General features: G+C 53.5%; 23 protein-coding genes and 5 tRNA genes. 19 read left to right on the forward strand and 9 right to left on the reverse strand.

Annotated features, from left to right (window positions below; all coding sequences use genetic code 11):
- Window position 1: 1 nt before the first annotated feature.
- The 17 genes from cydB to pnuC all read left to right on the forward strand — a co-directional run bounded on the left by cydB (window position 2) and on the right by pnuC (window position 10,619).
- Entirely contained in the window at window positions 2-1,141 is a 1,140-nt protein-coding gene (gene cydB, locus ACQ0PY_RS07620; protein ID WP_043001342.1) for a cytochrome d ubiquinol oxidase subunit II, read from the forward strand.
- Window positions 1,142-1,155: 14 nt separating this feature from the next.
- Window positions 1,156-1,269, forward strand: a complete 114-nt coding sequence (cydX, locus tag ACQ0PY_RS07625; protein WP_042320599.1) for a cytochrome bd-I oxidase subunit CydX — start codon at window positions 1,156-1,158, stop codon at window positions 1,267-1,269.
- A complete protein-coding gene (ybgE, locus tag ACQ0PY_RS07630) occupies window positions 1,269-1,562 on the forward strand; it encodes a cyd operon protein YbgE (protein WP_044266309.1) in 294 nt (97 codons plus the stop codon). The genes cydX and ybgE overlap by 1 nt, the downstream gene beginning before the upstream one ends.
- Window positions 1,563-1,878: 316 nt before the next feature.
- Window positions 1,879-2,283, forward strand: coding sequence for a tol-pal system-associated acyl-CoA thioesterase (ybgC, locus tag ACQ0PY_RS07635; RefSeq protein WP_043001341.1), 405 nt, complete (start codon window positions 1,879-1,881; stop codon window positions 2,281-2,283).
- The gene (gene tolQ / locus ACQ0PY_RS07640) at window positions 2,280-2,972 is read left to right on the forward strand and encodes a Tol-Pal system protein TolQ (protein WP_080343208.1); all 693 of its coding nucleotides are present in this window, start codon (window positions 2,280-2,282) and stop codon (window positions 2,970-2,972) included. The genes ybgC and tolQ overlap by 4 nt, the downstream gene beginning before the upstream one ends.
- A gap of 3 nt (window positions 2,973-2,975) precedes the next feature.
- Window positions 2,976-3,404, forward strand: coding sequence for a colicin uptake protein TolR (gene tolR, locus ACQ0PY_RS07645; RefSeq protein ID WP_042320591.1), 429 nt, complete (start codon window positions 2,976-2,978; stop codon window positions 3,402-3,404).
- Between the two features lie 62 nt (window positions 3,405-3,466).
- A complete protein-coding gene (tolA, locus tag ACQ0PY_RS07650; RefSeq protein ID WP_109740021.1) occupies window positions 3,467-4,678 on the forward strand; it encodes a cell envelope integrity protein TolA in 1,212 nt (403 codons plus the stop codon).
- Between the two features lie 131 nt (window positions 4,679-4,809).
- Window positions 4,810-6,102: a Tol-Pal system beta propeller repeat protein TolB gene (gene tolB, locus ACQ0PY_RS07655; protein ID WP_043001339.1), complete on the forward strand. Its 1,293-nt coding sequence runs from the start codon at window positions 4,810-4,812 to the stop codon at window positions 6,100-6,102.
- A gap of 34 nt (window positions 6,103-6,136) precedes the next feature.
- Window positions 6,137-6,655 (forward strand): peptidoglycan-associated lipoprotein Pal, encoded by a 519-nt coding sequence (pal, locus tag ACQ0PY_RS07660; RefSeq protein ID WP_006685431.1) that lies wholly within the window; start codon window positions 6,137-6,139, stop codon window positions 6,653-6,655.
- A gap of 9 nt (window positions 6,656-6,664) precedes the next feature.
- Window positions 6,665-7,459 carry a cell division protein CpoB gene (gene cpoB / locus ACQ0PY_RS07665; protein ID WP_043001338.1) on the forward strand — a complete coding sequence of 265 codons (795 nt, stop codon included), beginning with the start codon at window positions 6,665-6,667 and terminating at the stop codon, window positions 7,457-7,459.
- A 164-nt stretch (window positions 7,460-7,623) separates the two neighbouring features.
- Window positions 7,624-7,699, forward strand: a tRNA-Lys gene (locus tag ACQ0PY_RS07670).
- Window positions 7,700-7,835: 136 nt separating this feature from the next.
- Window positions 7,836-7,911, forward strand: a tRNA-Val gene (locus tag ACQ0PY_RS07675).
- Between the two features lie 3 nt (window positions 7,912-7,914).
- Window positions 7,915-7,990: transfer RNA gene (locus tag ACQ0PY_RS07680), tRNA-Lys, on the forward strand.
- Between the two features lie 158 nt (window positions 7,991-8,148).
- A tRNA-Lys gene (locus ACQ0PY_RS07685) sits at window positions 8,149-8,224 on the forward strand.
- Between the two features lie 131 nt (window positions 8,225-8,355).
- A tRNA-Lys gene (locus tag ACQ0PY_RS07690) sits at window positions 8,356-8,431 on the forward strand.
- A 399-nt stretch (window positions 8,432-8,830) separates the two neighbouring features.
- Entirely contained in the window at window positions 8,831-9,874 is a 1,044-nt protein-coding gene (gene nadA, locus ACQ0PY_RS07695; protein WP_043001337.1) for a quinolinate synthase NadA, read from the forward strand.
- A gap of 25 nt (window positions 9,875-9,899) precedes the next feature.
- Entirely contained in the window at window positions 9,900-10,619 is a 720-nt protein-coding gene (gene pnuC, locus ACQ0PY_RS07700) for a nicotinamide riboside transporter PnuC (RefSeq protein ID WP_044256522.1), read from the forward strand.
- On the opposite strand, the gene zitB is transcribed toward pnuC, so the two are convergent.
- Window positions 10,616-11,557: a CDF family zinc transporter ZitB gene (zitB, locus tag ACQ0PY_RS07705; protein WP_061070364.1), complete on the reverse strand. Its 942-nt coding sequence runs from the start codon at window positions 11,555-11,557 to the stop codon at window positions 10,616-10,618. The two genes, pnuC and zitB, sit on opposite strands and share 4 nt — an antisense overlap.
- 123 nt (window positions 11,558-11,680) lie before the next feature.
- Window positions 11,681-12,055, reverse strand: a complete 375-nt coding sequence (locus tag ACQ0PY_RS07710; RefSeq protein ID WP_043001334.1) for a YbgS-like family protein — start codon at window positions 12,053-12,055, stop codon at window positions 11,681-11,683.
- A 316-nt stretch (window positions 12,056-12,371) separates the two neighbouring features.
- Here ACQ0PY_RS07710 and aroG point away from each other — a divergent pair, with 316 nt between their 5' ends.
- Window positions 12,372-13,424, forward strand: coding sequence for a 3-deoxy-7-phosphoheptulonate synthase AroG (gene aroG / locus ACQ0PY_RS07715; RefSeq protein WP_043001333.1), 1,053 nt, complete (start codon window positions 12,372-12,374; stop codon window positions 13,422-13,424).
- A gap of 56 nt (window positions 13,425-13,480) precedes the next feature.
- Here the strand turns inward: aroG and gpmA are convergent, their stop codons facing one another.
- From gpmA to modF, 6 genes are all read right to left on the reverse strand, one after another.
- Window positions 13,481-14,233, reverse strand: a complete 753-nt coding sequence (gene gpmA, locus ACQ0PY_RS07720) for a 2,3-diphosphoglycerate-dependent phosphoglycerate mutase (protein ID WP_043001332.1) — start codon at window positions 14,231-14,233, stop codon at window positions 13,481-13,483.
- A gap of 231 nt (window positions 14,234-14,464) precedes the next feature.
- Window positions 14,465-15,505 carry a galactose-1-epimerase gene (galM, locus tag ACQ0PY_RS07725; protein ID WP_109740022.1) on the reverse strand — a complete coding sequence of 347 codons (1,041 nt, stop codon included), beginning with the start codon at window positions 15,503-15,505 and terminating at the stop codon, window positions 14,465-14,467.
- Entirely contained in the window at window positions 15,499-16,647 is a 1,149-nt protein-coding gene (galK, locus tag ACQ0PY_RS07730) for a galactokinase (RefSeq protein ID WP_109740023.1), read from the reverse strand. The genes galM and galK overlap by 7 nt, the downstream gene beginning before the upstream one ends.
- A gap of 2 nt (window positions 16,648-16,649) precedes the next feature.
- On the reverse strand, window positions 16,650-17,696 hold the full coding sequence (gene galT, locus ACQ0PY_RS07735; RefSeq protein WP_044256515.1) for a galactose-1-phosphate uridylyltransferase: 1,047 nt from the start codon (window positions 17,694-17,696) through the stop codon (window positions 16,650-16,652).
- Between the two features lie 8 nt (window positions 17,697-17,704).
- The gene (galE, locus tag ACQ0PY_RS07740; protein WP_044256513.1) at window positions 17,705-18,721 is read right to left on the reverse strand and encodes a UDP-glucose 4-epimerase GalE; all 1,017 of its coding nucleotides are present in this window, start codon (window positions 18,719-18,721) and stop codon (window positions 17,705-17,707) included.
- A 206-nt stretch (window positions 18,722-18,927) separates the two neighbouring features.
- The gene (gene modF, locus ACQ0PY_RS07745; protein ID WP_090048667.1) at window positions 18,928-20,400 is read right to left on the reverse strand and encodes a molybdate ABC transporter ATP-binding protein ModF; all 1,473 of its coding nucleotides are present in this window, start codon (window positions 20,398-20,400) and stop codon (window positions 18,928-18,930) included.
- A gap of 247 nt (window positions 20,401-20,647) precedes the next feature.
- Here modF and srsR point away from each other — a divergent pair, with 247 nt between their 5' ends.
- Window positions 20,648-21,544 carry a LysR family transcriptional regulator SrsR gene (gene srsR / locus ACQ0PY_RS07750; RefSeq protein WP_044256509.1) on the forward strand — a complete coding sequence of 299 codons (897 nt, stop codon included), beginning with the start codon at window positions 20,648-20,650 and terminating at the stop codon, window positions 21,542-21,544.
- On the opposite strand, the gene scpC is transcribed toward srsR, so the two are convergent.
- A complete protein-coding gene (gene scpC / locus ACQ0PY_RS07755; RefSeq protein WP_044268028.1) occupies window positions 21,541-23,019 on the reverse strand; it encodes a succinyl-CoA:acetate CoA-transferase ScpC in 1,479 nt (492 codons plus the stop codon). The genes srsR and scpC overlap by 4 nt on opposite strands.
- Window positions 23,020-23,025: the final 6 nt, after the last annotated feature.

Below are 23,025 nucleotides of genomic sequence, written 5' to 3' on the forward strand. Positions count from 1 at the left end.
AATGATCGATTATGAAGTACTACGTTTTATCTGGTGGCTGCTGGTTGGCATTCTGCTGATTGGTTTTGCGGTCACCGATGGCTTCGACATGGGGGTGGGCATGCTCACCCGTTTCCTCGGTCGTAACGACACCGAGCGTCGAATTATGATTAACTCCATCGCCCCGCACTGGGACGGTAACCAGGTGTGGCTGATCACCGCGGGCGGCGCGTTGTTTGCTGCCTGGCCGATGGTCTACGCCGCGGCGTTTTCCGGTTTCTATGTGGCGATGATCCTCGTGCTGGCATCCTTGTTCTTCCGTCCGGTCGGTTTTGATTACCGCTCTAAGATTGAAGACACCCGCTGGCGCAACATGTGGGACTGGGGCATCTTCGTGGGGAGCTTCGTGCCGCCGCTGGTGATCGGCGTGGCATTCGGCAACCTGTTGCAGGGCGTACCGTTCCATATCGATGAGTATCTGCGTCTGTTCTACACCGGTAATTTCTTCCAGTTGCTGAATCCGTTTGGTCTGCTGGCGGGCGTGGTGAGCGTAGGGATGATCATTACTCAGGGCGCAACCTATCTGCAAATGCGTACCGTGGGTGAACTGCACCTGCGTGCACGTGCGACATCGCAGATTGCGGCGCTGGTCACTCTGGTCTGCTTCGCACTGGCGGGTGTCTGGGTGATGTACGGTATTGATGGCTACGTGGTGACCTCTGCGATTGATCATCATGCAGCGTCTAACCCGCTGACCAAAGAAGTGGCGCGTGAAGCGGGGGCCTGGATGGTCAACTTCAACAATGCACCGATCCTGTGGCTGGTTCCGGCACTGGGTGTGGCGCTGCCGTTGCTGACGATTCTGACGTCCCGCATGGAGAAAGGGGCATGGGCATTCCTGTTCTCTTCTCTGACGCTGGCCTGCATCATCCTGACTGCCGGTATCGCCATGTTCCCGTTCGTGATGCCTTCAAGCACCATGATGAACGCGAGCCTGACCATGTGGGATGCGACGTCCAGTCAGTTGACGCTGAATCTGATGACCTGGGTTGCTGTGGTGTTTGTTCCGATCATTCTCATCTACACCAGCTGGTGTTACTGGAAAATGTTCGGTCGCATCACCAAAGAGCATATTGAAAACAATACCCACTCTCTGTACTAAGTAAGGAGCAAACTATGTGGTATTTCGCCTGGATTCTGGGAACGCTTCTTGCCTGTGCATTTGGGATCATCACTGCGCTGGCCCTTGAGCACGTCGAGGCAAGCAAAGACGGTCAAGAAGAACACTGATGACCACCCTGATCGCGATGCAATATAACGCGATGGACAAGCGCCCGTTACGGGCGCTTTCTTTGGTGATGGCGCTAGTGTTAGCAGGATGTATGTTTTGGGATCCCTCCCGCTTCGCGGCTAAAACCAGCGGGCTGGAAATCTGGCACGGTCTGCTGCTGATGTGGGCGGTCTGTGCGGGCATCATTCATGGCGTGGGCTTTCGTCCTCGCGCCGTGCACTGGCAGGGGATTTTCTCTCCGCTACTCGCCGATATCGTGCTTATTGTCGGTCTGATATTCTTCTTCTTTTGAATAAGAAACATCCTGAATGATCTATGGGCTTGCATAAGCCCATATATTTTTACTCTCCCTTAACTTCCCCCCATTCCCAAGCCTCAATCGCGCGCGTATAGTAGCAACGTTTAAAAGCACTAACGTGAGGCTGTGTCCTGCCATCCGTAAACAATGGCAGTCAACAACCTAATTGCATTACCGGGATGTAAAGTGAATACAACGCTATATACAACAGCATTCTTGAAGCATCGCGGCGGTAAGTACGCGAATCACCAGGAGCTTACAGGCGTAAGTGACGGTGTGAGTGGACGAAGCCAACAAAAAGGCAGCAGGAATGAATAAGTATATATTTCGATGGCCGGTACGTGTTTACTATGAAGACACCGACGCCGGTGGTGTGGTTTATCACGCCAGTTACGTCGCTTTTTATGAACGAGCACGCACAGAGATGCTGCGCCATCATCACTTCAGTCAGCAGGTGCTGTTGGCTGAGCGAGTTGCCTTCGTGGTGCGTAAAATGACGCTGGAATACTACGCGCCTGCGCGACTCGACGATATGCTCGAAATCCAAACAGAAATTACGTCAATGCGTGGCACCTCTTTGGTTTTCACGCAACGCATTGTCAACGCAGAGAACACCGTGCTCAATGAGGCTGAGGTTCTGATTGTTTGCGTTGATCCACTCAAAATGAAGCCTCGTGCGCTTCCCAAGTCTATTGTCGCGGAGTTTAAGCAGTGACTGACATGAATATCCTTGATTTGTTCCTGAAGGCAAGCCTTCTGGTTAAACTTATCATGTTGATTTTGATTGGTTTTTCAATCGCATCCTGGGCCATCATTATCCAGCGGACCCGTATTCTTAACGCCGCCGCGCGTGAAGCCGAAGCGTTCGAAGACAAATTCTGGTCCGGAATTGAACTGTCTCGCCTGTATCAGGAGAGTCAGGGACGCCGTGATAATCTGGCGGGTTCGGAACAAATCTTTTATAGCGGGTTCAAAGAGTTTGCACGATTGCATCGGGCAAACAGCCATGCGCCGGAAGCAGTGGTGGAAGGGGCATCTCGTGCGATGCGGATCTCGATGAACCGTGAACTTGAAACGCTGGAAACGCATATTCCGTTCCTCGGCACCGTGGGTTCCATCAGCCCGTATATCGGTCTGTTCGGTACCGTGTGGGGGATCATGCATGCGTTTATTGCGCTCGGGGCGGTAAAACAGGCGACGTTGCAGATGGTTGCTCCGGGTATCGCGGAAGCATTGATTGCTACGGCAATTGGTCTGTTTGCGGCAATCCCGGCGGTCATGGCCTACAACCGTCTGAATCAGCGTGTTAACAAGCTGGAACTGAATTACGACAACTTTATGGAAGAGTTCACCGCGATTCTGCACCGTCAGGCGTTTACCGTTAGCGAAAGCAACAAGGGGTAAGCCATGGCCAGATCGCGTGGACGAGGTCGTCGCGACCTGAAGTCCGAAATCAACATCGTACCGTTGCTCGACGTGCTGTTGGTGCTGCTGCTGATCTTTATGGCGACAGCGCCGATCATTACGCAGAGCGTGGAAGTCGATCTGCCGGATGCGACCGAGTCGCAGGCCGTTAGCAGTAACGATAATCCGCCGGTCATTATTGAGGTTTCCGGAGTAGGGCAGTACAGCGTGGTGGTTGAGAAAGATCGTATGGATCAACTGCCGCCGGAACAGGTGATCGCCGAGGCGAAAAGTCGCCTGGAGTCCAATCCGAAAACGGTCTTCTTGATCGGGGGCGCGAAAGATGTGCCTTACGATGAAATAATTAAAGCGCTGAACTTGTTGCACAGTGCAGGTGTGAAGTCGGTTGGCTTAATGACGCAGCCTATCTGATCATTTGCGTCTCTGGTTTTAAAGAGAACGTGTAACAGGCTAACAGTTTTTGGGAACCGAGAGTGTCAAAGGCAACCGAACAAAACGACAAGCTCAAACGGGCGATAATTATTTCAGCGGTGCTGCATGTCATCCTATTTGCAGTCCTGATCTGGAGTTCGTTCGATGAGCATATTGAGGCTTCAGCCGGCGGCGGCGGTGGTTCTTCCATCGATGCCGTGATGGTTGATCCTGGCGCCGTGGTTCAGCAGTACGAACGTCAGCAGCAGCAACAGTCAAGTGCGCAGCGTGCCAAAGAGCAACGTGAAAAACTGGAGCAGCAGCAGGCGGAAGAGCTTCGTGAGAAGCAGGCTGCCGAACAGGAACGGCTTAAGCAGATCGAGAAAGAACGTTTAGCGGCTCAGGAACAGCAGAAGCAGGCTGAAGCCGACGCGAAGAAAGCGCAGGAACAGCAGAAACAGGCTGAAGAAGCGGCGAAGAAAGCCGCGGCGGATGCCAAAGCGAAAGCTGATGCGCAGGTGAAAGAAGCCGCAGAAGCCGCGAAAAAAGCCGCGGCGGATGCACAGAAGAAAGCCGAAGCAGAGGCGGCAAAAGCCGCTGCTGACGCGAAGAAGAAAGCAGAAGCAGAAGCGGCTAAAGCGGCTGCCGATGCGAAGAAGAAAGCCGAGGCCGAAGCCGCTAAGCAAGCCGCCGCGGAAAAAGCGGCTGCAGCCAAAGCCGCCGCCGCCGCCGAGAAAGCCGCTGCTGAGAAAAAAGCCGCCGCAGAAAAGGCCGCCGCTGATAAAAAAGCTGCAGCTGAGAAAGCCGCTGCCGATAAGAAAGCAGCAGCCGAGAAAGCCGCTGCGGCCAAAAAGGCCGCTGCTGAAAAAGCGGCTGCAGCATCTGGCGTTGACGATCTGCTTGGCGATCTTAGCTCCGGTAAGAATGCGCCGAAAACCGGCGGTGGGGCAAAAGGGAACAACGCTTCTCCTGCGGGGAGTGGTAATACTAAAAATAATGGCGCATCAGGCGCGGATATCAGCAACTATGCCGGGCAGATTAAATCTGCCATTGAAAGCAAGTTCTACGACGCATCGTCTTATGCAGGTAAAACCTGTACGCTTCGGATAAAACTGGCTTCTGACGGTATGCTGCTCGACATTCAGTCTGAAGGTGGCGATCCCGCGCTTTGTCAGGCAGCGCTTGCTGCAGCCCGACAAGCGAAGATTCCAAAACCACCGAGCCAGGCGGTATATGAAGTGTTTAAAAACGCACCTCTGGACTTTAAACCGTAAGCTAAACTTTCCCCGTTATGACGGGGAAAACAATCTGCGGTAGTCGCTGGGTTCTGGTAGTTTTGTGTATTTGAGTTTGTTAACATTCTGCTAAATTATCGTGGGCTGATCGCCTGGATAAGGGAGATATGATGAAGCAGGCATTACGAGTAGCATTTGGTTTTCTGATGCTGTGGGCAGCGGTGCTGCACGCAGAAGTACGTATTGAGATAACCCAGGGGGTGGACTCGGCGCGCCCGATTGGGGTTGTGCCATTCCAGTGGGCTGGGCCGGGTGCTGCACCTGAAGATATCGGTGGCATTGTTGGCGCTGACCTGCGCAACAGCGGTAAATTTAATCCGTTAGATCGGTCTCGTTTGCCACAACAGCCGGGGACTGCGCAGGACGTTCAACCTGCTGCATGGTCTGCGCTGGGGATTGACGCGGTCGTGGTCGGTCAGGTGACTCCGAATCCGGACGGTTCCTACAATGTTGCTTACCAGCTGGTTGACACCGGCGGTGCGCCGGGTACTGTACTGGCTCAGAACTCTTACAAAGTGAACAAGCAGTGGCTGCGTTATGCCGGCCATACTGCCAGTGACGAAGTGTTTGAGAAACTGACCGGTATTAAAGGCGCATTCCGTACCCGTATCGCGTATGTTGTTCAGACTAACGGCGGTCAGTTCCCGTATGAACTGCGCGTGTCTGACTACGATGGCTACAACCAGTTTGTGGTTCATCGTTCACCGCAGCCGTTGATGTCTCCGGCCTGGTCTCCGGACGGTTCTAAACTGGCGTATGTCACCTTCGAAAGCGGTCGTTCTGCGCTGGTTATTCAGACGTTGTCTAACGGCGCGGTCCGTCAGGTTGCGTCATTCCCGCGTCACAACGGTGCGCCTGCGTTCTCTCCGGATGGCAGCAAACTGGCGTTTGCCCTGTCAAAAACCGGGAGCCTGAACCTGTATGTGATGGATATTGGTTCTGGCCAGATCCGTCAGGTGACCGATGGCCGCAGCAACAATACGGAGCCGACCTGGTTCCCGGACAGCCAGAACCTGGCCTTTACATCGGATCAGGCGGGTCGTCCGCAAGTGTATAAAGTTAACGTTAACGGCGGTGCTCCGCAGCGTATTACCTGGGAAGGTTCACAAAACCAGGATGCTGATGTCAGCAGCGACGGCAAATTTATGGTAATGGTAAGCTCGGCCAATGGTCAGCAGCACATTGCCAAACAAGATCTGGTAGCGGGTGGCGTACAAGTTCTGTCGTCAACGTTCCTGGACGAAACGCCAAGTCTGGCACCTAACGGCACTATGGTAATCTACAGCTCTTCTCAGGGGATGGGATCCGTGCTGAATTTGGTTTCTACAGATGGGCGTTTCAAAGCGCGTCTTCCGGCAACTGATGGACAGGTTAAATTCCCTGCCTGGTCGCCGTATCTGTGATAATAAATAATTGATTAATAAAGGAATCATTGAAATGCAACTGAACAAAGTGCTGAAAGGGCTGATGATCGCTCTGCCTGTTATGGCTATTGCGGCATGTTCTTCTAACAAGAACGCCAGCAATGACGGCAGCGAAGGCATGCTGGGTGCCGGCACTGGTATGGATGCAAACGGCAGCGGCAACATGTCCTCTGAAGAGCAGGCTCGTCTGCAGATGCAACAGCTGCAGCAGAACAACATCGTTTACTTCGATCTGGACAAGTACGATATCCGTTCTGACTTCGCTGCAATGCTGGATGCGCACGCTAACTTCCTGCGTAGCAACCCGTCTTACAAAGTCACCGTAGAAGGCCACGCGGACGAACGTGGTACTCCTGAGTACAACATCTCCCTGGGTGAACGTCGTGCGAACGCTGTTAAGATGTACCTGCAGGGTAAAGGCGTTTCTGCTGACCAGATCTCCATCGTTTCTTACGGTAAAGAAAAACCTGCAGTACTGGGTCACGACGAAGCGGCTTACTCCAAAAACCGTCGTGCCGTACTGGTTTACTAAGAGAATTGCATGAGCAGTAACTTCAGACATCATCTGTTGAGTCTGTCGTTACTGGTTGGCATAGCGGCCCCCTGGGCCGCTTTTGCTCAGGCGCCAATCAGTAGTGTCGGCTCAGGCTCGGTCGAAGACCGTGTCACTCAACTCGAGCGTATTTCTAACGCTCACAGCCAGCTTTTAACCCAACTCCAGCAGCAACTCTCTGATAATCAGGCCGATATAGACTCCCTGCGTGGTCAAATTCAGGAAAGTCAGTATCAACTGAATCAGGTAGTTGAGCGTCAGAAGCAGATCCTGTTACAGATGGACAGTCTGAGCAGCGGTGGCGCTTCCGCGCAGTCGACAAGCGGCGATCAGAGCGGATCAACTGCGGGGGCAGCGACGTCTGCGCCTGACGCAGGTGCTGCGACGTCGGGTGCGCCAGTACAAAGCGGTGATGCGAATACCGATTACAATGCGGCAATTGCCCTGGTGCAGGATAAATCCCGCCAGGATGATGCAATTGTGGCATTCCAGAACTTCATCAAAAAGTACCCTGATTCGACTTATCAGCCGAACGCCAACTACTGGCTCGGTCAGTTGAATTACAACAAGGGTAAAAAAGATGATGCCGCGTTTTATTTTGCTTCGGTGGTGAAAAACTACCCGAAGTCACCAAAGGCTGCTGACGCGATGTATAAAGTCGGTGTGATCATGCAGGACAAAGGTGACACTGCGAAAGCAAAAGCGGTTTATCAACAGGTTATCAGCAAATACCCAGGCACCGAAGGCGCAAAACAAGCGCAGAAACGTCTTGGCGCGATGTAATGCACAGCATGCGACCAGAAATCGAATTATTTCTGGTCGTGTCGTGCGATTCCTAAGCAGTTGAGTGATCTACATCGAAATTTTTGTTGCGCTCAAATCTTAAATCAGTAATATATGCCGCCGTTGCCAAGGGATATCAAACAAACCAAAAGCAGCGCAAAAGTGGGTCGTTAGCTCAGTTGGTAGAGCAGTTGACTTTTAATCAATTGGTCGCAGGTTCGAATCCTGCACGACCCACCAATCGTTCTGGTGGACGCGATAGTAGAACGTGAAGGATAACGTTGCGAAAGCAACGGCCCATAGGACGAGGCGAAGCCGAGTCATCCTGCACGACCCGCCACGAACAAAGGTAGTCAGTAATATCCAGCGTAGTATCGGGTGATTAGCTCAGCTGGGAGAGCACCTCCCTTACAAGGAGGGGGTCGGCGGTTCGATCCCGTCATCACCCACCACTCGGGTCGTTAGCTCAGTTGGTAGAGCAGTTGACTTTTAATCAATTGGTCGCAGGTTCGAATCCTGCACGACCCACCAATTTAACATCAAACTCAGATGTTAAACGTGAAGGATAACGTTGCTTCAGCAACGGCCCGAAGGGCGAGGCGAAGCCGAGTCATCCTGCACGACCCACCAATTTAACATTGAATATTAAATTGGTGACGAGTAAAAAATCTTTCAGGTAACACCCGAATGGGTCGTTAGCTCAGTTGGTAGAGCAGTTGACTTTTAATCAATTGGTCGCAGGTTCGAATCCTGCACGACCCACCAATATTAAGGTGGTTACTGGTAGAGAACGTGAAGGATAACGTTGCTTTAGCAACGGCCCGAAGGGCGAGGCGAAGCCGAGTCATCCTGCACGACCCACCATCCTGAATGATTAATTAAGAAAGTCCCGTAAGGGGTCGTTAGCTCAGTTGGTAGAGCAGTTGACTTTTAATCAATTGGTCGCAGGTTCGAATCCTGCACGACCCACCAATTTAACATCAACATCAGATGTTAAACGTGAAGGATAACGTTGCTTTAGCAACGGCCCGAAGGGCGAGGCGAAGCCGAGTCATCCTGCACGACCCACCAGTGTAAAAAGGCGCCCTAAAGGCGCCTTTTTGCTATGCGCAGAATGTAACGATTCGAACCTGTGTAGCGCCTGATGACGCTTCGTTTACCAGGCCGACAATGATTGATCGGGTCAATGGCTACGCCCTTCCTGTCCGGATAAGACGTCAGTCGCCATCCGGCGTTATCAAGCGCAATTGTTGTGACTTTTGCCGCTCAATCCGCTATCTTGTTTAGCATATAAAACAAATATGACCGATCATGGCATGCATCACGCCTTAAGTCGGTTAATTCGTTAAGCTAGCAAAACGAGAAAGCATGATGAGCGTGATGTTTGATCCTGAAACCGCAATCTATCCGTTTCCCCCGAAGCCGGTACCGCTGAGTGCCGATGAAAAAGCGTTCTACCGCGAAAAAATCAAGCGTCTGCTGAAAGAGCGTGATGCGGTGATGGTTGCGCACTATTACACCGACCCCGAAATCCAGCAACTGGCCGAAGAGACCGGCGGCTGTATTTCTGACTCACTGGAGATGGCCCGCTTTGGCGCCAATCATCCCGCCTCGACGCTGCTCGTTGCAGGCGTTCGCTTTATGGGGGAGACGGCTAAAATTCTCAGCCCGGAAAAAACAATTTTAATGCCGACCCTCGAGGCGGAATGCTCGCTGGATCTTGGCTGTCCGATCGACGCATTCAGCGCGTTCTGCGATGCCCATCCGGATCGCACCGTCGTGGTTTATGCCAATACCTCCGCGGCGGTTAAGGCTCGCGCCGACTGGGTGGTGACGTCCAGTATCGCGGTTGAACTGATTGAGCATCTGGATAGTTTGGGTGAAAAAATCATCTGGGCACCGGATCGCCATCTCGGAAAATATGTTCAAAAGAAGACAGGGGCGGATGTCCTTTGCTGGCAAGGGGCGTGCATTGTCCATGACGAGTTCAAAACGCAGGCGCTGAGTCGCATGAAAGGTTTATACCCGGACGCCGCGATCCTGGTTCACCCGGAATCACCGCAGGCGATAGTGGATATGGCTGATGCTGTCGGTTCCACCAGCCAGCTCATTAATGCAGCTAAAACGCTGCCACATCAGCAACTTATTGTTGCTACCGATCGGGGTATTTTCTACAAAATGCAGCAGGCGGTACCGGACAAAGAGTTGCTGGAAGCGCCCACAGCCGGAGAAGGCGCCACCTGCCGCAGCTGCGCGCACTGTCCATGGATGGCGATGAACGGCCTTAAAGCCATCGCTGAGGGGCTGGAGCAGGGTGGGCAGTCCCATGAGATTCAGGTTGACGAAGCGCTGCGAGAAGGCGCATTAGTGCCGTTAAACCGTATGCTGGAATTTGCGGCTACACTACGTGCGTAGATAATCACACGCTCCGGGGGAAAAGATGGACTTTTTTAGCACGCAGAACATTCTGGTACATATACCCATTGGTGCTGGGGGGTACGATCTGTCGTGGATCGAAGCGATAGGCACTATCGCGGGGTTGTTGTGTATTGGTCTCGCCAGTATGGAGAAGATCAGCAACTACGTTTTTGGCCTGATTAACGTCACGCTGTTTGCGATCATCTTTTTCCAGATCCAGCTCTACGCCAGCCTGCTGTTGCAGCTTTTCTTTTTCGCCGCCAACATTTACGGCTGGTATGCGTGGTCGCGGCAGACCACGCAGAATGAGGCGGAGCTCAAGATTCGCTGGCTGCCTCTGCCGAAGGCGCTGGGCTGGCTGGCGGTTTGTGTGGTGGCGATCGGTTTGATGACAGTCTATATCGACCCAGTCTTTGCTTTTCTGACCCGTATTGCGGTATCGATCATGCAGATACTTGGCCTGCAGGTTGCCGTACCGGATTTACAGCCAGATGCCTTCCCGTTCTGGGATTCCTGCATGATGGTTTTGTCGATCGTGGCGATGATCCTGATGACCCGCAAATACGTTGAGAACTGGCTGCTCTGGGTGGTGATCAATGTGATTAGCGTGGTGATCTTTGCCCTGCAGGGGGTCTATGCGATGTCGCTGGAGTACCTGATCCTGACCTTCATTGCGCTTAACGGTAGCCGGATGTGGATTAACAGCGCGCGCGAACGAGGCTCACACGCGCTGTCCCATTAGTGGTGATGATGTGAATGGCCGGACACTTTCTGATTGAGATCGCAGTCCGGCCCGTGACAGGGCTGATATTCCATCTGAATGGTGGCGTGTGCAATCTGGTAATGATGAATCAGAAAATGCTGGATGCGCGCCAGCAGCCCGTCATGATCGTGCGGTGGGATCACCTGTACATGCAGGGTCATGACCGGTTTTTCCCCCACCATCCACACGTGTACGTGATGGACGTTTCGCACTTCAGGAAGCTCCCTGCTGAGGTGGCGCTGCAGCGCAGCGATATCCAGCGAAACCGGGGCACCTTCCAGCAACTCATTCACGCTATCTTTCAATAAGCGCCACGCACTGCGCAGGACCAGCAGTGAAACCAGTATTGACAGAATAGGGTCGGCAGGCGTCCAGCCGGTCCAGATAATAATCACCGCCGCGATGATGGCCCCCACAGAACCCAATAAATCCCCCATCACATGCAACGCCGCGGCGCGTACGTTCAGGTTTTTCTCTTCGCTGCCGCGGTGGAGGATCCAGAAGGCAAGGATGTTTGCCAGCAATCCGGCGATGGCGATGACCATCATCATGCCGCCCGCCACCGGACGCGGCGTGTAGAAGCGCTCAATCGCCTCCCAGACGATTAAAATCGTAATCACGACTAACGCAATCGCATTGACGAAAGCGGCCAGCGTCGTCAGTCTCAGCCAGCCAAAGGTGTGGCGGATAGTCGGCGGTCGGCGGGCGAACTGAACGGCCAATAGCGCAAACAACAGTGCGGCGGCATCGGTCAGCATATGCCCTGCGTCGGCGAGCAACGCCAGTGAACCGGATAAAATCCCGCCCACTACCTCCAGCAACATAAAGCCTGCCGTGATGCAAAACGCGAGCATCAGACGGCGGGCGTTGCCATCCTCGGGCAGATGAGGGGCCGAATGTGAGTGTGAGTGCGCCATAATGTCATCCCTTGGGTATTCTTTTCTTAACTGTATGACATCATACCGTTTCTGGATTAATAAATTAAAAAAGGAGAGCCTGAGCTCTCCCGTTATTAGCCATTTCAGTGTTACTGATCAGTGTTACTGAGTGGTGCCATCGGTTTTAGTATCAACGTCGTTGTTAATGCCATTTCCGGTTTCCACTTTTTTATTCACATCCGGGCAGCGCCCGTCCTTACACATGGTGTTTTTGTGCACCTCATCTTTGGTCATCCCCTCATGGTTCATCGATGAACCATTCGGATGCAGCATTGTGCCACCTGAGTTGATGTTGTCGTTATCGACATTATTTGGCGCCACGTTTTCTTTTGCATCCGGAGCGACCTGGCCTGCGTCGGCGGCGGCGTTCGCCTGGCCATTATTGGTCTGGGCGCTGGTTTCGGCTGCCAGCGCTGCGCCGCTGGCAAGGCTGAGCGTAGCGGTCAGGAAAAGTGAAGCTAATTTTGTCATTTTCATCAGATGCTCCTGTTATGGTTGAGATGTCGGATAACGTCTTCCAACAGTGCATATGCCAGTCAAGGGTCAGGCAATGGTTAACGATCTCAAACGAGCGCAAAGGCTCAGCAGAGAATCTTGAAAAGATTCATAAACAGAGTGGTTACAGTTAAAAATTGTAGGTTAGATCTCGTTTTTCGCTACTTTGTGGCGTTTTTTAGCTGAATTCCAGGATTATTCCGTCCGAAGTGTAAAAGCCCGTTTACACTTTTTGGCTGAGGATATAGATTGGAGGGATTGCATTCATTTAGATAAGTATGGCAACGCTGGAATAATCATGAATTATCAGAACGACGATTTACGTATTAAAGAGATCAACGAGTTATTACCCCCTGTCGCACTGCTGGAAAAATTCCCCGCTACAGAAAATGCCGCCAACACGGTTGCCCATGCGCGTAAAGCCATTCACAAAATTTTGAAGGGGAATGACGATCGCCTGCTGGTGGTGATTGGGCCGTGCTCTATTCATGATCCTGTGGCGGCGAAAGAGTACGCAGGTCGTCTGCTGGCGCTGCGCGAAGCGCTGAAAGGCGAGCTGGAAATCGTCATGCGTGTCTACTTTGAAAAACCGCGTACGACCGTTGGCTGGAAAGGGCTGATTAACGATCCGCACATGGATAACAGCTTCCAGATCAATGACGGTTTGCGCATTGCGCGTAAGCTGCTGCTGGATATTAACGACAGCGGCCTGCCGACGGCAGGTGAATTCCTCGATATGATCACCCCGCAATACCTGGCGGACATGATGAGCTGGGGCGCGATTGGCGCGCGTACTACCGAATCTCAGGTTCACCGTGAGCTGGCGTCGGGTCTTTCTTGTCCGGTCGGCTTCAAGAACGGTACTGATGGCACCATTAAAGTGGCGATTGACGCCATCAACGCCGCTGGTGCACCGCACTGCTTCCTGTCTGTCACCAAATGGGGTCATTCTGCCATTGTGAATACCAGCGGTAACGGCGATTGCCATATCATTCTGCGCGGCGGCAAAGAGCCGAACTACAGCGCTGCACATGTCGCGGCGGTGAAAGAGGGTCTGGCGAAAGCGGGTCTGCCTGCGCAAATCATGATTGATTTCAGCCATGCCAACTCCTGTAAGCAGTTTAAAAAGCAGATGGAAGTTGGGGCTGATGTCTGCCAGCAGATTGCTAACGGTGAGACTGCGATTATGGGCGTGATGATTGAAAGTCATCTGGTAGAAGGCAATCAGAACCCGGACAGCGGTGAGCCGCTGGTGTACGGCAAAAGCATTACTGATGCCTGCATTAACTGGGAAGATACCGACACCATCCTGCGCCAACTTGCGGATGCGGTAAAAGCGCGTCGCGGTTAAGTCTTGCGAATAGAAAGCCGACTCATTGAGTCGGCTTTTTTACGTCGTAAGGTAAATTACTTCGCTTTACCCTGGTTGGCGACGGCAGCCGCTTTCGCCGCGATCTCGTCGGCATTACCCAGATAGTAACGTTTGATTGGCTGGTAGTTTTCGTCGAACTCATACACCAGCGGCACGCCGGTCGGGATGTTCAGTTCGAGGATTTCGTCTTCGCTCAGGTTGTCGAGGTATTTCACCAGCGCGCGCAGAGAGTTGCCGTGCGCAGCGATGATCACGCGCTCGCCGCTCTTCATGCGCGGCAGAATGGTTTCATTCCAGTAAGGGATCACGCGATCGATGGTCAGCGCCAGGCTCTCGGTCAGCGGCAATTCTTTTTCCGTCAGTTTGGCATAGCGCGGATCGTGGCCCGGATAGCGCTCGTCATCTTTGGTCAGCTCCGGCGGGGTCACCGCGAAGCCACGACGCCACTGTTTAACCTGTTCGTCACCGTATTTCTCAGCGGTTTCTGCTTTGTTCAGACCTTGCAACGCACCGTAGTGACGTTCGTTCAGTTTCCAGGATTTCTCAACCGGCAGCCAGGCCTGATCCAGTTCATCCAGGACGTTCCACAGCGTATGGATGGCACGTTTCAGCACAGAGGTATAAGCAAAATCGAAGCTATAGCCTTCAGCCTTCAGCAGTTTGCCTGCTGCTTTCGCTTCACCCACGCCTTTCTCGGACAGGTCAACGTCATACCAACCGGTGAAGCGGTTTTCATTGTTCCACTGGCTTTCGCCGTGGCGTACCAGAACCAGCTTAGTTACAGCCATACTCTCACTCCTCAAGCTTTATCGAATGATAATAATTCTCATTATATTGCCGTGACGGGGCAGCGGCAATGCTTACGCATAACCATAGCGAAAATAGTGCAGCAGTGTAAGGTTCTTGTGAACTCTAAGTTGCGATTTTGTCTTTGAGTGATGGGGATTTGAGCAAGATGCGATATCTTAAGCCCGATACGCAGGCGCTATCGGGCATTTTACACTGGCTGTGCCGCACCATCAGGAAGGAATAAAACGATATTCCGTCAGGCTGGCGTACTCCTCTCCGGGGCGCAGAACGCAGTCTGGCTGCGGCCATTCCGGATGGTTCGGGCTGTCTGGCAGGAATTCGCTCTCCAGCGCCAGGCCCTGATAATCATCGTAGGCGTTCGGTCCGCGTGAAGAGGTGCCACCGAGAAAATTACCGGAGTAAAACTGTAGCGCCGGGGCCGAGGTGTAGACCTCCATCTGTAACTTCCCGTCTTGCGAAGTGAGCAGGGCAACCGGTTTTTTACTGTCGCCTTTTGCCTGCAACAGGAAGGCGTGATCGTAGCCTTTCACTTTGCGCTGGTCGTCATCGGCAAGAAATTCGCTGGCGATCACCTTCGCGATGCGGAAATCAAATGAGGTTCCGGCGACCGGCTTCAGGCCGTCCCGCGGGATCCCGCCTTCATCCACCGGCAGATATTCATCCGCCAGAAGTTGCAGCTTATGGTTGCGCACGTCGGTTTGATCGCCATCGAGGTTGAAGTAAACGTGGTTAGTCAGATTGACCGGACACGGCTTATCCACCGTCGCGCGATAGGTAATCGAGATGCGGTTGTCATCGGTCAGACGATATTGCGCCGTGGCGCACAAATTGCCCGGAAAACCCTGATCGCCATCGTCGGAGGTGAGGGCGAACAGTACCTGACGTTCGTTCTGATTGACTATCTGCCAGCGGCGTTTATCAAATCCGTTTGGCCCGCCATGTAGCTGATTGACGCCCTGGCTTGGCAGCAGACTGACCGTCTCACCGCTAAACGTGTAACGGCTGTCGGCAATCCGGTTGGCGTAACGGCCAATCGAGGCACCCAGAAACGCCGACTGATCCTGATAATGCTCCGGACTGGCGCAGCCCAGTAACGCTTCACGCACGCTGCCGTCGGAAAGGGGAATACGGGCCGAGAGTAACGTAGCACCCCAGTCCATCAGCGTAACCACCATCCCTGCGTCATTGCGCAGGGTTAACAGGCGGTACGGCTGACCATCGGGTGCCAGTGCGGGTGTTTCATTCAGCACTGTCCTGCTCCTTGTGATGGTTTGCACACATAGAATGTTTCTTTGATACCGGTTTTAGCTTCGTACTGTGCAGCCACGGCTTGCTGGACGGCAGGGACCAGCGCTTCCGGGATCAGCGCCACAACACAACCGCCAAATCCACCGCCGGTCATGCGTACACCGCCTTTCTCCCCGATTGTGGCTTTGACAATGTCAACCAGCGTATCAATCTGCGGCACGGTGATTTCAAAATCATCACGCATCGAGGCGTGCGATTCCGCCATCAGTTGCCCCATGCGTTGCAGATCGCCTTTTTCCAGCGCGCTGGCGGCTTCAACAGTACGTGCATTCTCAGTTAACACGTGACGGACGCGTTTGGCAACCAGTGGGTCCAGTTCATTCGCCACGGCGTTAAAGGTATCGAGACTGACATCACGCAATGCCGGTTGCTGGAAGAAACGCGCGCCTGTTTCGCACTGCTGACGGCGAGTGTTGTACTCGCTACCGACCAGCGTGCGCTTAAAATTGCTGTTGATGATGACGATCGCTACGCCTTCTGGCATTGAGACCGCTTTGGTGCCCAGCGTGCGGCAGTCGATCAGCAGGGCATGATCTTTCTTGCCCAGCGCGGAGATGAGCTGATCCATAATCCCACAGTTACAGCCGACAAACTGGTTTTCCGCTTCCTGACCGTTGAGCGCAATCTGCGCGCCGTCCAGTGGCAGATGGTAAAGCTGCTGGAACACGGTACCGACGGCCACTTCCAGCGAAGCGGAAGAGCTCAGCCCCGCGCCCTGTGGGACATTACCGCTGATCACCAGGTCTACGCCACCAAAGCTGCTGTCGCGCTTGAGCAGGTGCTTCACCACGCCGCGTACGTAGTTTGCCCACTGCTGGCTGTCATGGGTGACGATAGGAGCATCAAGAGAAAACTCGTCAGTCTGATTATCGTAATCGGCCGCAATGACACGGATCTGGCGGTCGTTGCGGGCAGCGCAACTGATCACGGTTTGATAATCAATGGCGCAGGGCAACACAAAACCGTCGTTATAATCGGTGTGTTCGCCGATGAGATTGACGCGGCCTGGCGCCTGAATAGTGTGGGTTGCAGGGTAGCCGAATTTTTCAGCAAACAGAGATTGTGTTTTCTCTTTCAGACTCATTTTTATACTCCGGATTCGCGAAAATGGATGTCGCTGACCGCGCGCAGACGCTCTGCCGCTTGTTCCGCTGTGAGATCGCGCTGGGTTTCGGCCAGCATTTCGTAACCGACCATAAATTTGCGGACGGTCGCGGAGCGTAGCAGCGGCGGATAAAAGTGTGCGTGTAGCTGCCAGTGTTCGTTCTCTGCGCCGTTAAACGGCGCGCCATGCCAGCCCATTGAATAGGGGAAAGAGCACTGGAACAGGTTGTCGTAACGACTGGTCAGTTTTTTCAACGCCAGCGCAAGATCTGCGCGCTGTTCGTCGGTCAAATCAGTAATGCGCAGCACGTGCGCTTTCGGCAGTAATAGCGTTTCGAACGGCCAGGCCGCCCAGTAAGGGACGACAGCCAGCCAGTGATCGGTTTCTACTACCGTACGGCTGCCGTCAGCCAGTTCACGCTGCACATAGTCAACCAGCATCGGCGACTCCTGCTCAGCAAAATAAGTTCTTTGCAGACGATCTTCGCGTTCAGCTTCGTTTGGCAGGAAACTGTTGGCCCAAATCTGGCCGTGGGGGTGGGGATTCGAGCAGCCCATCGCCGTGCCTTTGTTTTCAAAGACCTGTACCCAGGGATAACGTTTCCCAAGATCAGCGGTTTGCTCTTGCCAGGTTTTCACTATTTCGGTCAGGGCAGGAATGCTAAGCTCCGGCAGGGTTTTACTGTGATCCGGTGAAAAACAAATAACGCGACTGGTGCCGCGTGCGCTCTGGCAGCGTATCAGCGGGTCGTGACTGTCCGGCGCGTCAGGCGTATCCGTCATCAGCGCGGCAAAGTCGTTAGTGAACACAAACGTCCCACTGTAATCCGGATTTTTATCACCGGTGACGCGGGTATTGCCCGCGCACAGGAAACAGTCCGGATCGTGTGCTGGCAGTACGTCATTAGAGGGCGTTTCTTGCGCCCCTTGCCAGGGGCGCTTAGCACGATGCGGCGACACCAGAATCCACTGTCCGGTGAGCGGATTAAAACGACGATGCGGATGATCGACGGGGTTGAATTGACTCATGATATTTCTTAATCCTCGTATCCCTGCGGATGACGCGACTGCCAGTGCCAGGTGTCCTGCGCCATCTCATCAAGCGTGCGCGTGACACGCCAGTCCAGTTCGTGGTCGGCTTTGCTGGCATCTGCCCAGTAGGCTGGCAGGTCACCATCGCGACGCGGAGCAAAATGATAATTCACCGGTTTTCCGCAGGCTTTGCTGAAGGCATTGACCACGTCCAGCACGCTGCTGCCGACGCCTGCGCCGAGGTTGTAAATATGGACGCCCTGTTTGCCCGCCAGTTTTTCCATCGCGGCAACGTGACCATCAGCCAGATCCATCACGTGGATGTAATCGCGGACACCGGTACCGTCTTCGGTCGGATAATCGTTGCCAAAAATGGCGAGGGAGTCGCGACGGCCCACTGCAACCTGGGCGATGTAAGGCATCAGGTTATTCGGGATGCCCTGCGGGTCTTCGCCCATGTCCCCTGATGGATGCGCGCCGACCGGGTTGAAATAGCGCAGCAGCGCGATGCTCCATTCCGGCTGGGCTTTTTGCAGATCGGTGAGGATTTGCTCAACCATCAGCTTACTTTTGCCATAAGGGCTTTGCGGCGTGCCGGTCGGGAAGCTTTCAACGTAAGGGATTTTCGGCTGGTCGCCGTAGACGGTGGCGGATGAGCTGAAAATGAAGTTTTTGACGCCGGCGGCGCGCATGGCACTAATCAGTCGCAGCGTTCCGTTGACATTGTTGTCATAGTATTCCAGCGGCTTTGCAACGGATTCGCCGACGGCCTTCAGTCCGGCAAAATGGATGACGGTGTCAATGGCGTGATCGTGCAGGATCTCCGTCATCAGCGCTTCGTTACGGATATCGCCTTCAACAAACGTTGGATGTTTGCCGCTCAGACGTTCAATAACAGGCAGTACGCTACGCTTACTGTTGCAGAGGTTATCAAGGATGATGACGTCATGACCGTTTTTCAGCAATTGTACACAAGTATGACTTCCTATGTAACCGCTACCACCGGTGACCAGAACTCTCATAATTCGCTCCGTTAAGCTTATGGTATGGAATTACCATAGCATAACAAAGATGCGAAAAGTGTGACATGGAATAAAATAGTGGAATCGTTTACACTCACAATTTCTCACGTTGAGTCATCAATTAATCGATTATAAATCATTAACTTTAAGAATGATTGCGCCTTTTATCCGAAAAAAAAGGGCGCTTTCGCGCCCACGGATGAAAACTAACGCAGCCGCGTTTGCTGATAGGTATAGGTCTCGCCGTCTGGCACAAATTCCAGACGATGGGTAATGCAGGCAGGCGCATCTTCAGCGTGATGGGAGACAAACAGCAGTTGCGTGTCGCCCTCGCTAATCAACACATCGACAAAGCGACGGATAAGCAGGCGGTTCAGCGGATCCAGCCCCTGTAAGGGTTCGTCGAGGATCAGCAGGGTCGGATGCTTAACCAGCGCACGGGCGATCAGCGCCAGTCGCTGTTGTCCCCAGGAAAGACTGTGAAACGGCGCGTCAGCGGTACGTTTGTCGAGTCCCAGAATGTCCAGCCACTGCTGTGCGAGTTTTTGTTGACGATCCGACACGGCCTGATAAATCCCGATGGAATCGAAATAGCCCGACAGAATCACATTGCGCACCGTGGTGCTCACCCGGTAGTCGAGATGCAGACTGCTACTGACGTAGCCAATGTGCTTTTTGATATCCCAGATAGTTTCCCCACTGCCGCGACGACGACCAAACAGCGTCAGATCGTTGCTGTAACCCTGCGGATGGTCGCCGGTGATCAGGCTGAGCAGCGTCGATTTTCCTGCCCCGTTGGGGCCGACAATCTGCCAGTGTTCGCCGGGATCGACCTGCCAGCTCAGACGATCGAGAATAGGGCGATCGTTATACGACACGACGCCATCCCGGAGGATGATCCGCGGCGCATCGGTGGCCAGAGCAGGCTGGGCGGCGGGTTCGTCGGCTTCAGGTAATGCCACCCCTTCCAGTCGCTCGCTATGCGCAAGTTGAGCGATCAGCGCCTGCTGGAGTAAATCGGCTTTCGCGCCGGTTTCCGTTAAGGTGCAGTCGACCAGCACACCGGCATACTGAATAAATGCCGGGATTTCATCAAAGCGGTTCAACACCAGCACCAGCGTGATACCTGACTGATGGAGCGTTTCAAGCAGTCCTGCCAGTTGCTGGCGGGAGGCGACGTCGAGACCGTCAAACGGCTCGTCGAGAATCAACAGGTCCGGCTCAGCCATCAGCGCCTGGCAGAGCAACGTCTTACGCGTTTCGCCGGTAGAGAGATATTTAAAGCGACGATCGAGCAGGTGAGTGATACCAAACTGCTGCGCCAGCGTCGCGCAGCGGGCCGGGTTGTTCACTTCGTCCTGAATGATTTCCGCCGTGGTGCGTCCGGTATCCTCTTCGCCAGGACTGAGCATATCGGTGTTATTACGCTGCCATTCATCGCTGACCAGTTTCTGCAGTTGCTCGAAGGAGAGGCGTGTTATCCGCGAGAATGCGCACTGGCGTTCACCTTTGAGCAGCGACAATTCGCCGGCCAGCGCGCGTGCCAGTGCTGATTTCCCGCTTCCGTTCGAACCGACAAACGCCCAACTCTCACCCGCGTTTAACGTCACGGAATCCAGGTGAAGCGTTTTTGTGTCGCTAAGACGAAACGTGCCTTGCGAAATTTGCAACGATGACATTTTGTATCCCATTTTATGCAGCAATGAATGACAGGGATACGTGTTCTGCGGAGGAATGTCAATGTGATTAGCACGACTGCGGATAAAAAACAGCGCTTAAATATCGATGTCGATATCTGTGCCGTGCGGCGGTTGCGGCAACAGAACTATCGCTGTTTTGTGAACAACTGCAAAAAAGGGTGACGCGTTATCCAGTATTTTTTCGCAGCCAGTTGAGATGTCATGGCGATGAATAATGGAGTGTTTTATGGATGTTTTTATCTCGAAAAAAATGCGTAATTTCATCCTGTTGGCGCAAACCAATAATATCGCCAGAGCGGCTGAGAAAATACACATGACGGCATCGCCATTTGGTAAAAGCATTTCTGCGCTGGAAGATCAAATTGGCTATACGCTGTTTACCCGTAAAGACAACAGCATAAGCCTGAACAAGGCCGGGCAGGAGTTGTACCAGAAACTTTTTCCGATTTATCAGTCCTTGTCGGCAATCGATAATGAAATTCATCACGCTGCACGTGGTTCGCGCAACATAGTCATTGGCGTCGACAACACCTACCCAACGATTATTTTCGACCAGTTGATTAGCCTGGGCGATAAGTATGACGGCGTGACCGTAAAGTCCGTTGAGTTCAGCGAGAATGAAGTCATTGATGACTTGTTTAGCCGCCAGCTCGATTTTATCATTTCGCCACAGTATGTTTCGGCTCGCGTGCAGGAGCTGGATAATCTGACCATCAGTGAGTTGAAGCCTTTGCGTCTGGGGTTTCTTGTTTCCCGTCGCTACGAGGATAAACAGCCGCAGACGCTTTTGCGTGAACTGCCCTGGTTGCAAATGCGCTTTCAGAATCGGGCCAATTTTGAAGCGATACTGGAAGCGCATATGCGGCCATGCGGTATTAACCCAACGATCATCTATCGTCCCTACAGCTTTATGGCGAAGATAAGCGCGGTAGAGCGCGGGCAGTTTCTGACCGTGATCCCCTGGTTTGCCTGGCGTCTGGTGAATCCGGCAACGTTGAAGTATTTCGATGCGCCCGGCGGTACGATGTATATGCAGGAGTACCTTTACTCCCTGAAAAACCACCGCTATACCGCCACGATGCTTCAGCATATTGCGGAAGATCGTGGCGCAGAGATGGCTTAGCCGAGCATCGAACCGCGTTCAATCAGATTACGGTGCAGATCGAACACGTGGTTGAGATCGTGATGAATGTGCCCGCCAGGCGCACTGGCGAGATAGCGATGTAGATAGTCCTGATAGAGAGGATGCGCACAGTTGTCGATGATCGTGTGCGCCCGTTGTAGCGGTGAGAGTCCCCGCAGATCGGCGATCCCCTGTTCTGTGATGATCACCTTCACGCTGTGCTCGCTGTGATCAACGTGACTGCACATGGGGACGATAGTGGAAATCTTGCCGCCTTTGGCGATGGATGGTGCCATAAAGATAGACAGGTAGGCGTTGCGCTCAAAATCACCGCTGCCGCCAATGCCGTTCATTAGATTCACGCCAGCCACGTGCGTTGAGTTGGCATGGCCGTAGATATCAAACTCCAGCCCGACATTAAGGGCTATTACGCCAAGACGGCGAATAATTTCCGGATTATTCGAGATCTCCTGTGGGCGAAGCACAATACGGCTGGCGAAGAAGTCCATATTGTCATAAATCTTTCGCAAGGAATCGGCGGATACCGTCAGACTGGAGGCGCTGGCTCCGGTGATTTTTCCCGTTTCCAGTAGATGAACGACAGACTCCTGTAACACCTCCGAATACATCATAAAAGACGGAATATCCGGATTTTCACCCAGTCGCGCCATCACGGCATTATTGATATTACCCACCCCGCTTTGCAGCGGCAGAAACTCCGCGGGGATCCGCCCATGCGCCATTTCTTCCAGAAGAAACGTTACGACGTTATCGGCGATTTGCTGGCAGACAGGATTGGCGTTATCCAGCACGTTTCCGCCGTCGGGGAGTTCTGTATCGACCACCGCAATAATCTTGATGGGATCAATCTGCACATACCGGGCGCCCACGCGATCCATCGCATGAAAAATGGGGACGCTGTTGCGACGCGGCGGTGCGCCGGGAATGACGATATCAGCCAGTTCAGCGACGCGTGGGTTATGGTAGTGATTCAGCTCAATGATGACTTTCTTCGCCCGCAGTAGCCAGGTGGGCGCATTGCCGATCCCGCTGGTGAGCCAGACTCGTCCGTCAGGCGCGATCGCCGAGGCTTCAATCACCGCGACGTCAATCTCACCAAAGAAACCATAGTTTACCATCTGCGCCACTTCACTCAGATGCAGGTCTACAAATCGAACCTGACCCTGATTGATTTTTTGCCGAAGGCTGCCTGACGTCTGATAGGGCGCACGCCATGAAATGGCGTCAGCCTCAGACAGCGCATCATCGGCGGCAGCGCCAATAGACGCTCCCGTCAATAACCGAATCTGAAACGGTTGTTGCGCCTGATGCAGTTCGCTGGCGCGGCGGGCGATAGCCGCAGGGAGTGCTTTGGGCGAACCGGCGGGGGTAAAGCCGCTGAAAGCAACCATCGCATTGTGCTCAATGACCTGCGCGGCGTCGTCGGCGCTCATCCGTGTCCAGGGGTCTTTCATATCTTG

It is taken from the genome of Citrobacter sp. LST-B2 (assembly GCF_057983045.1).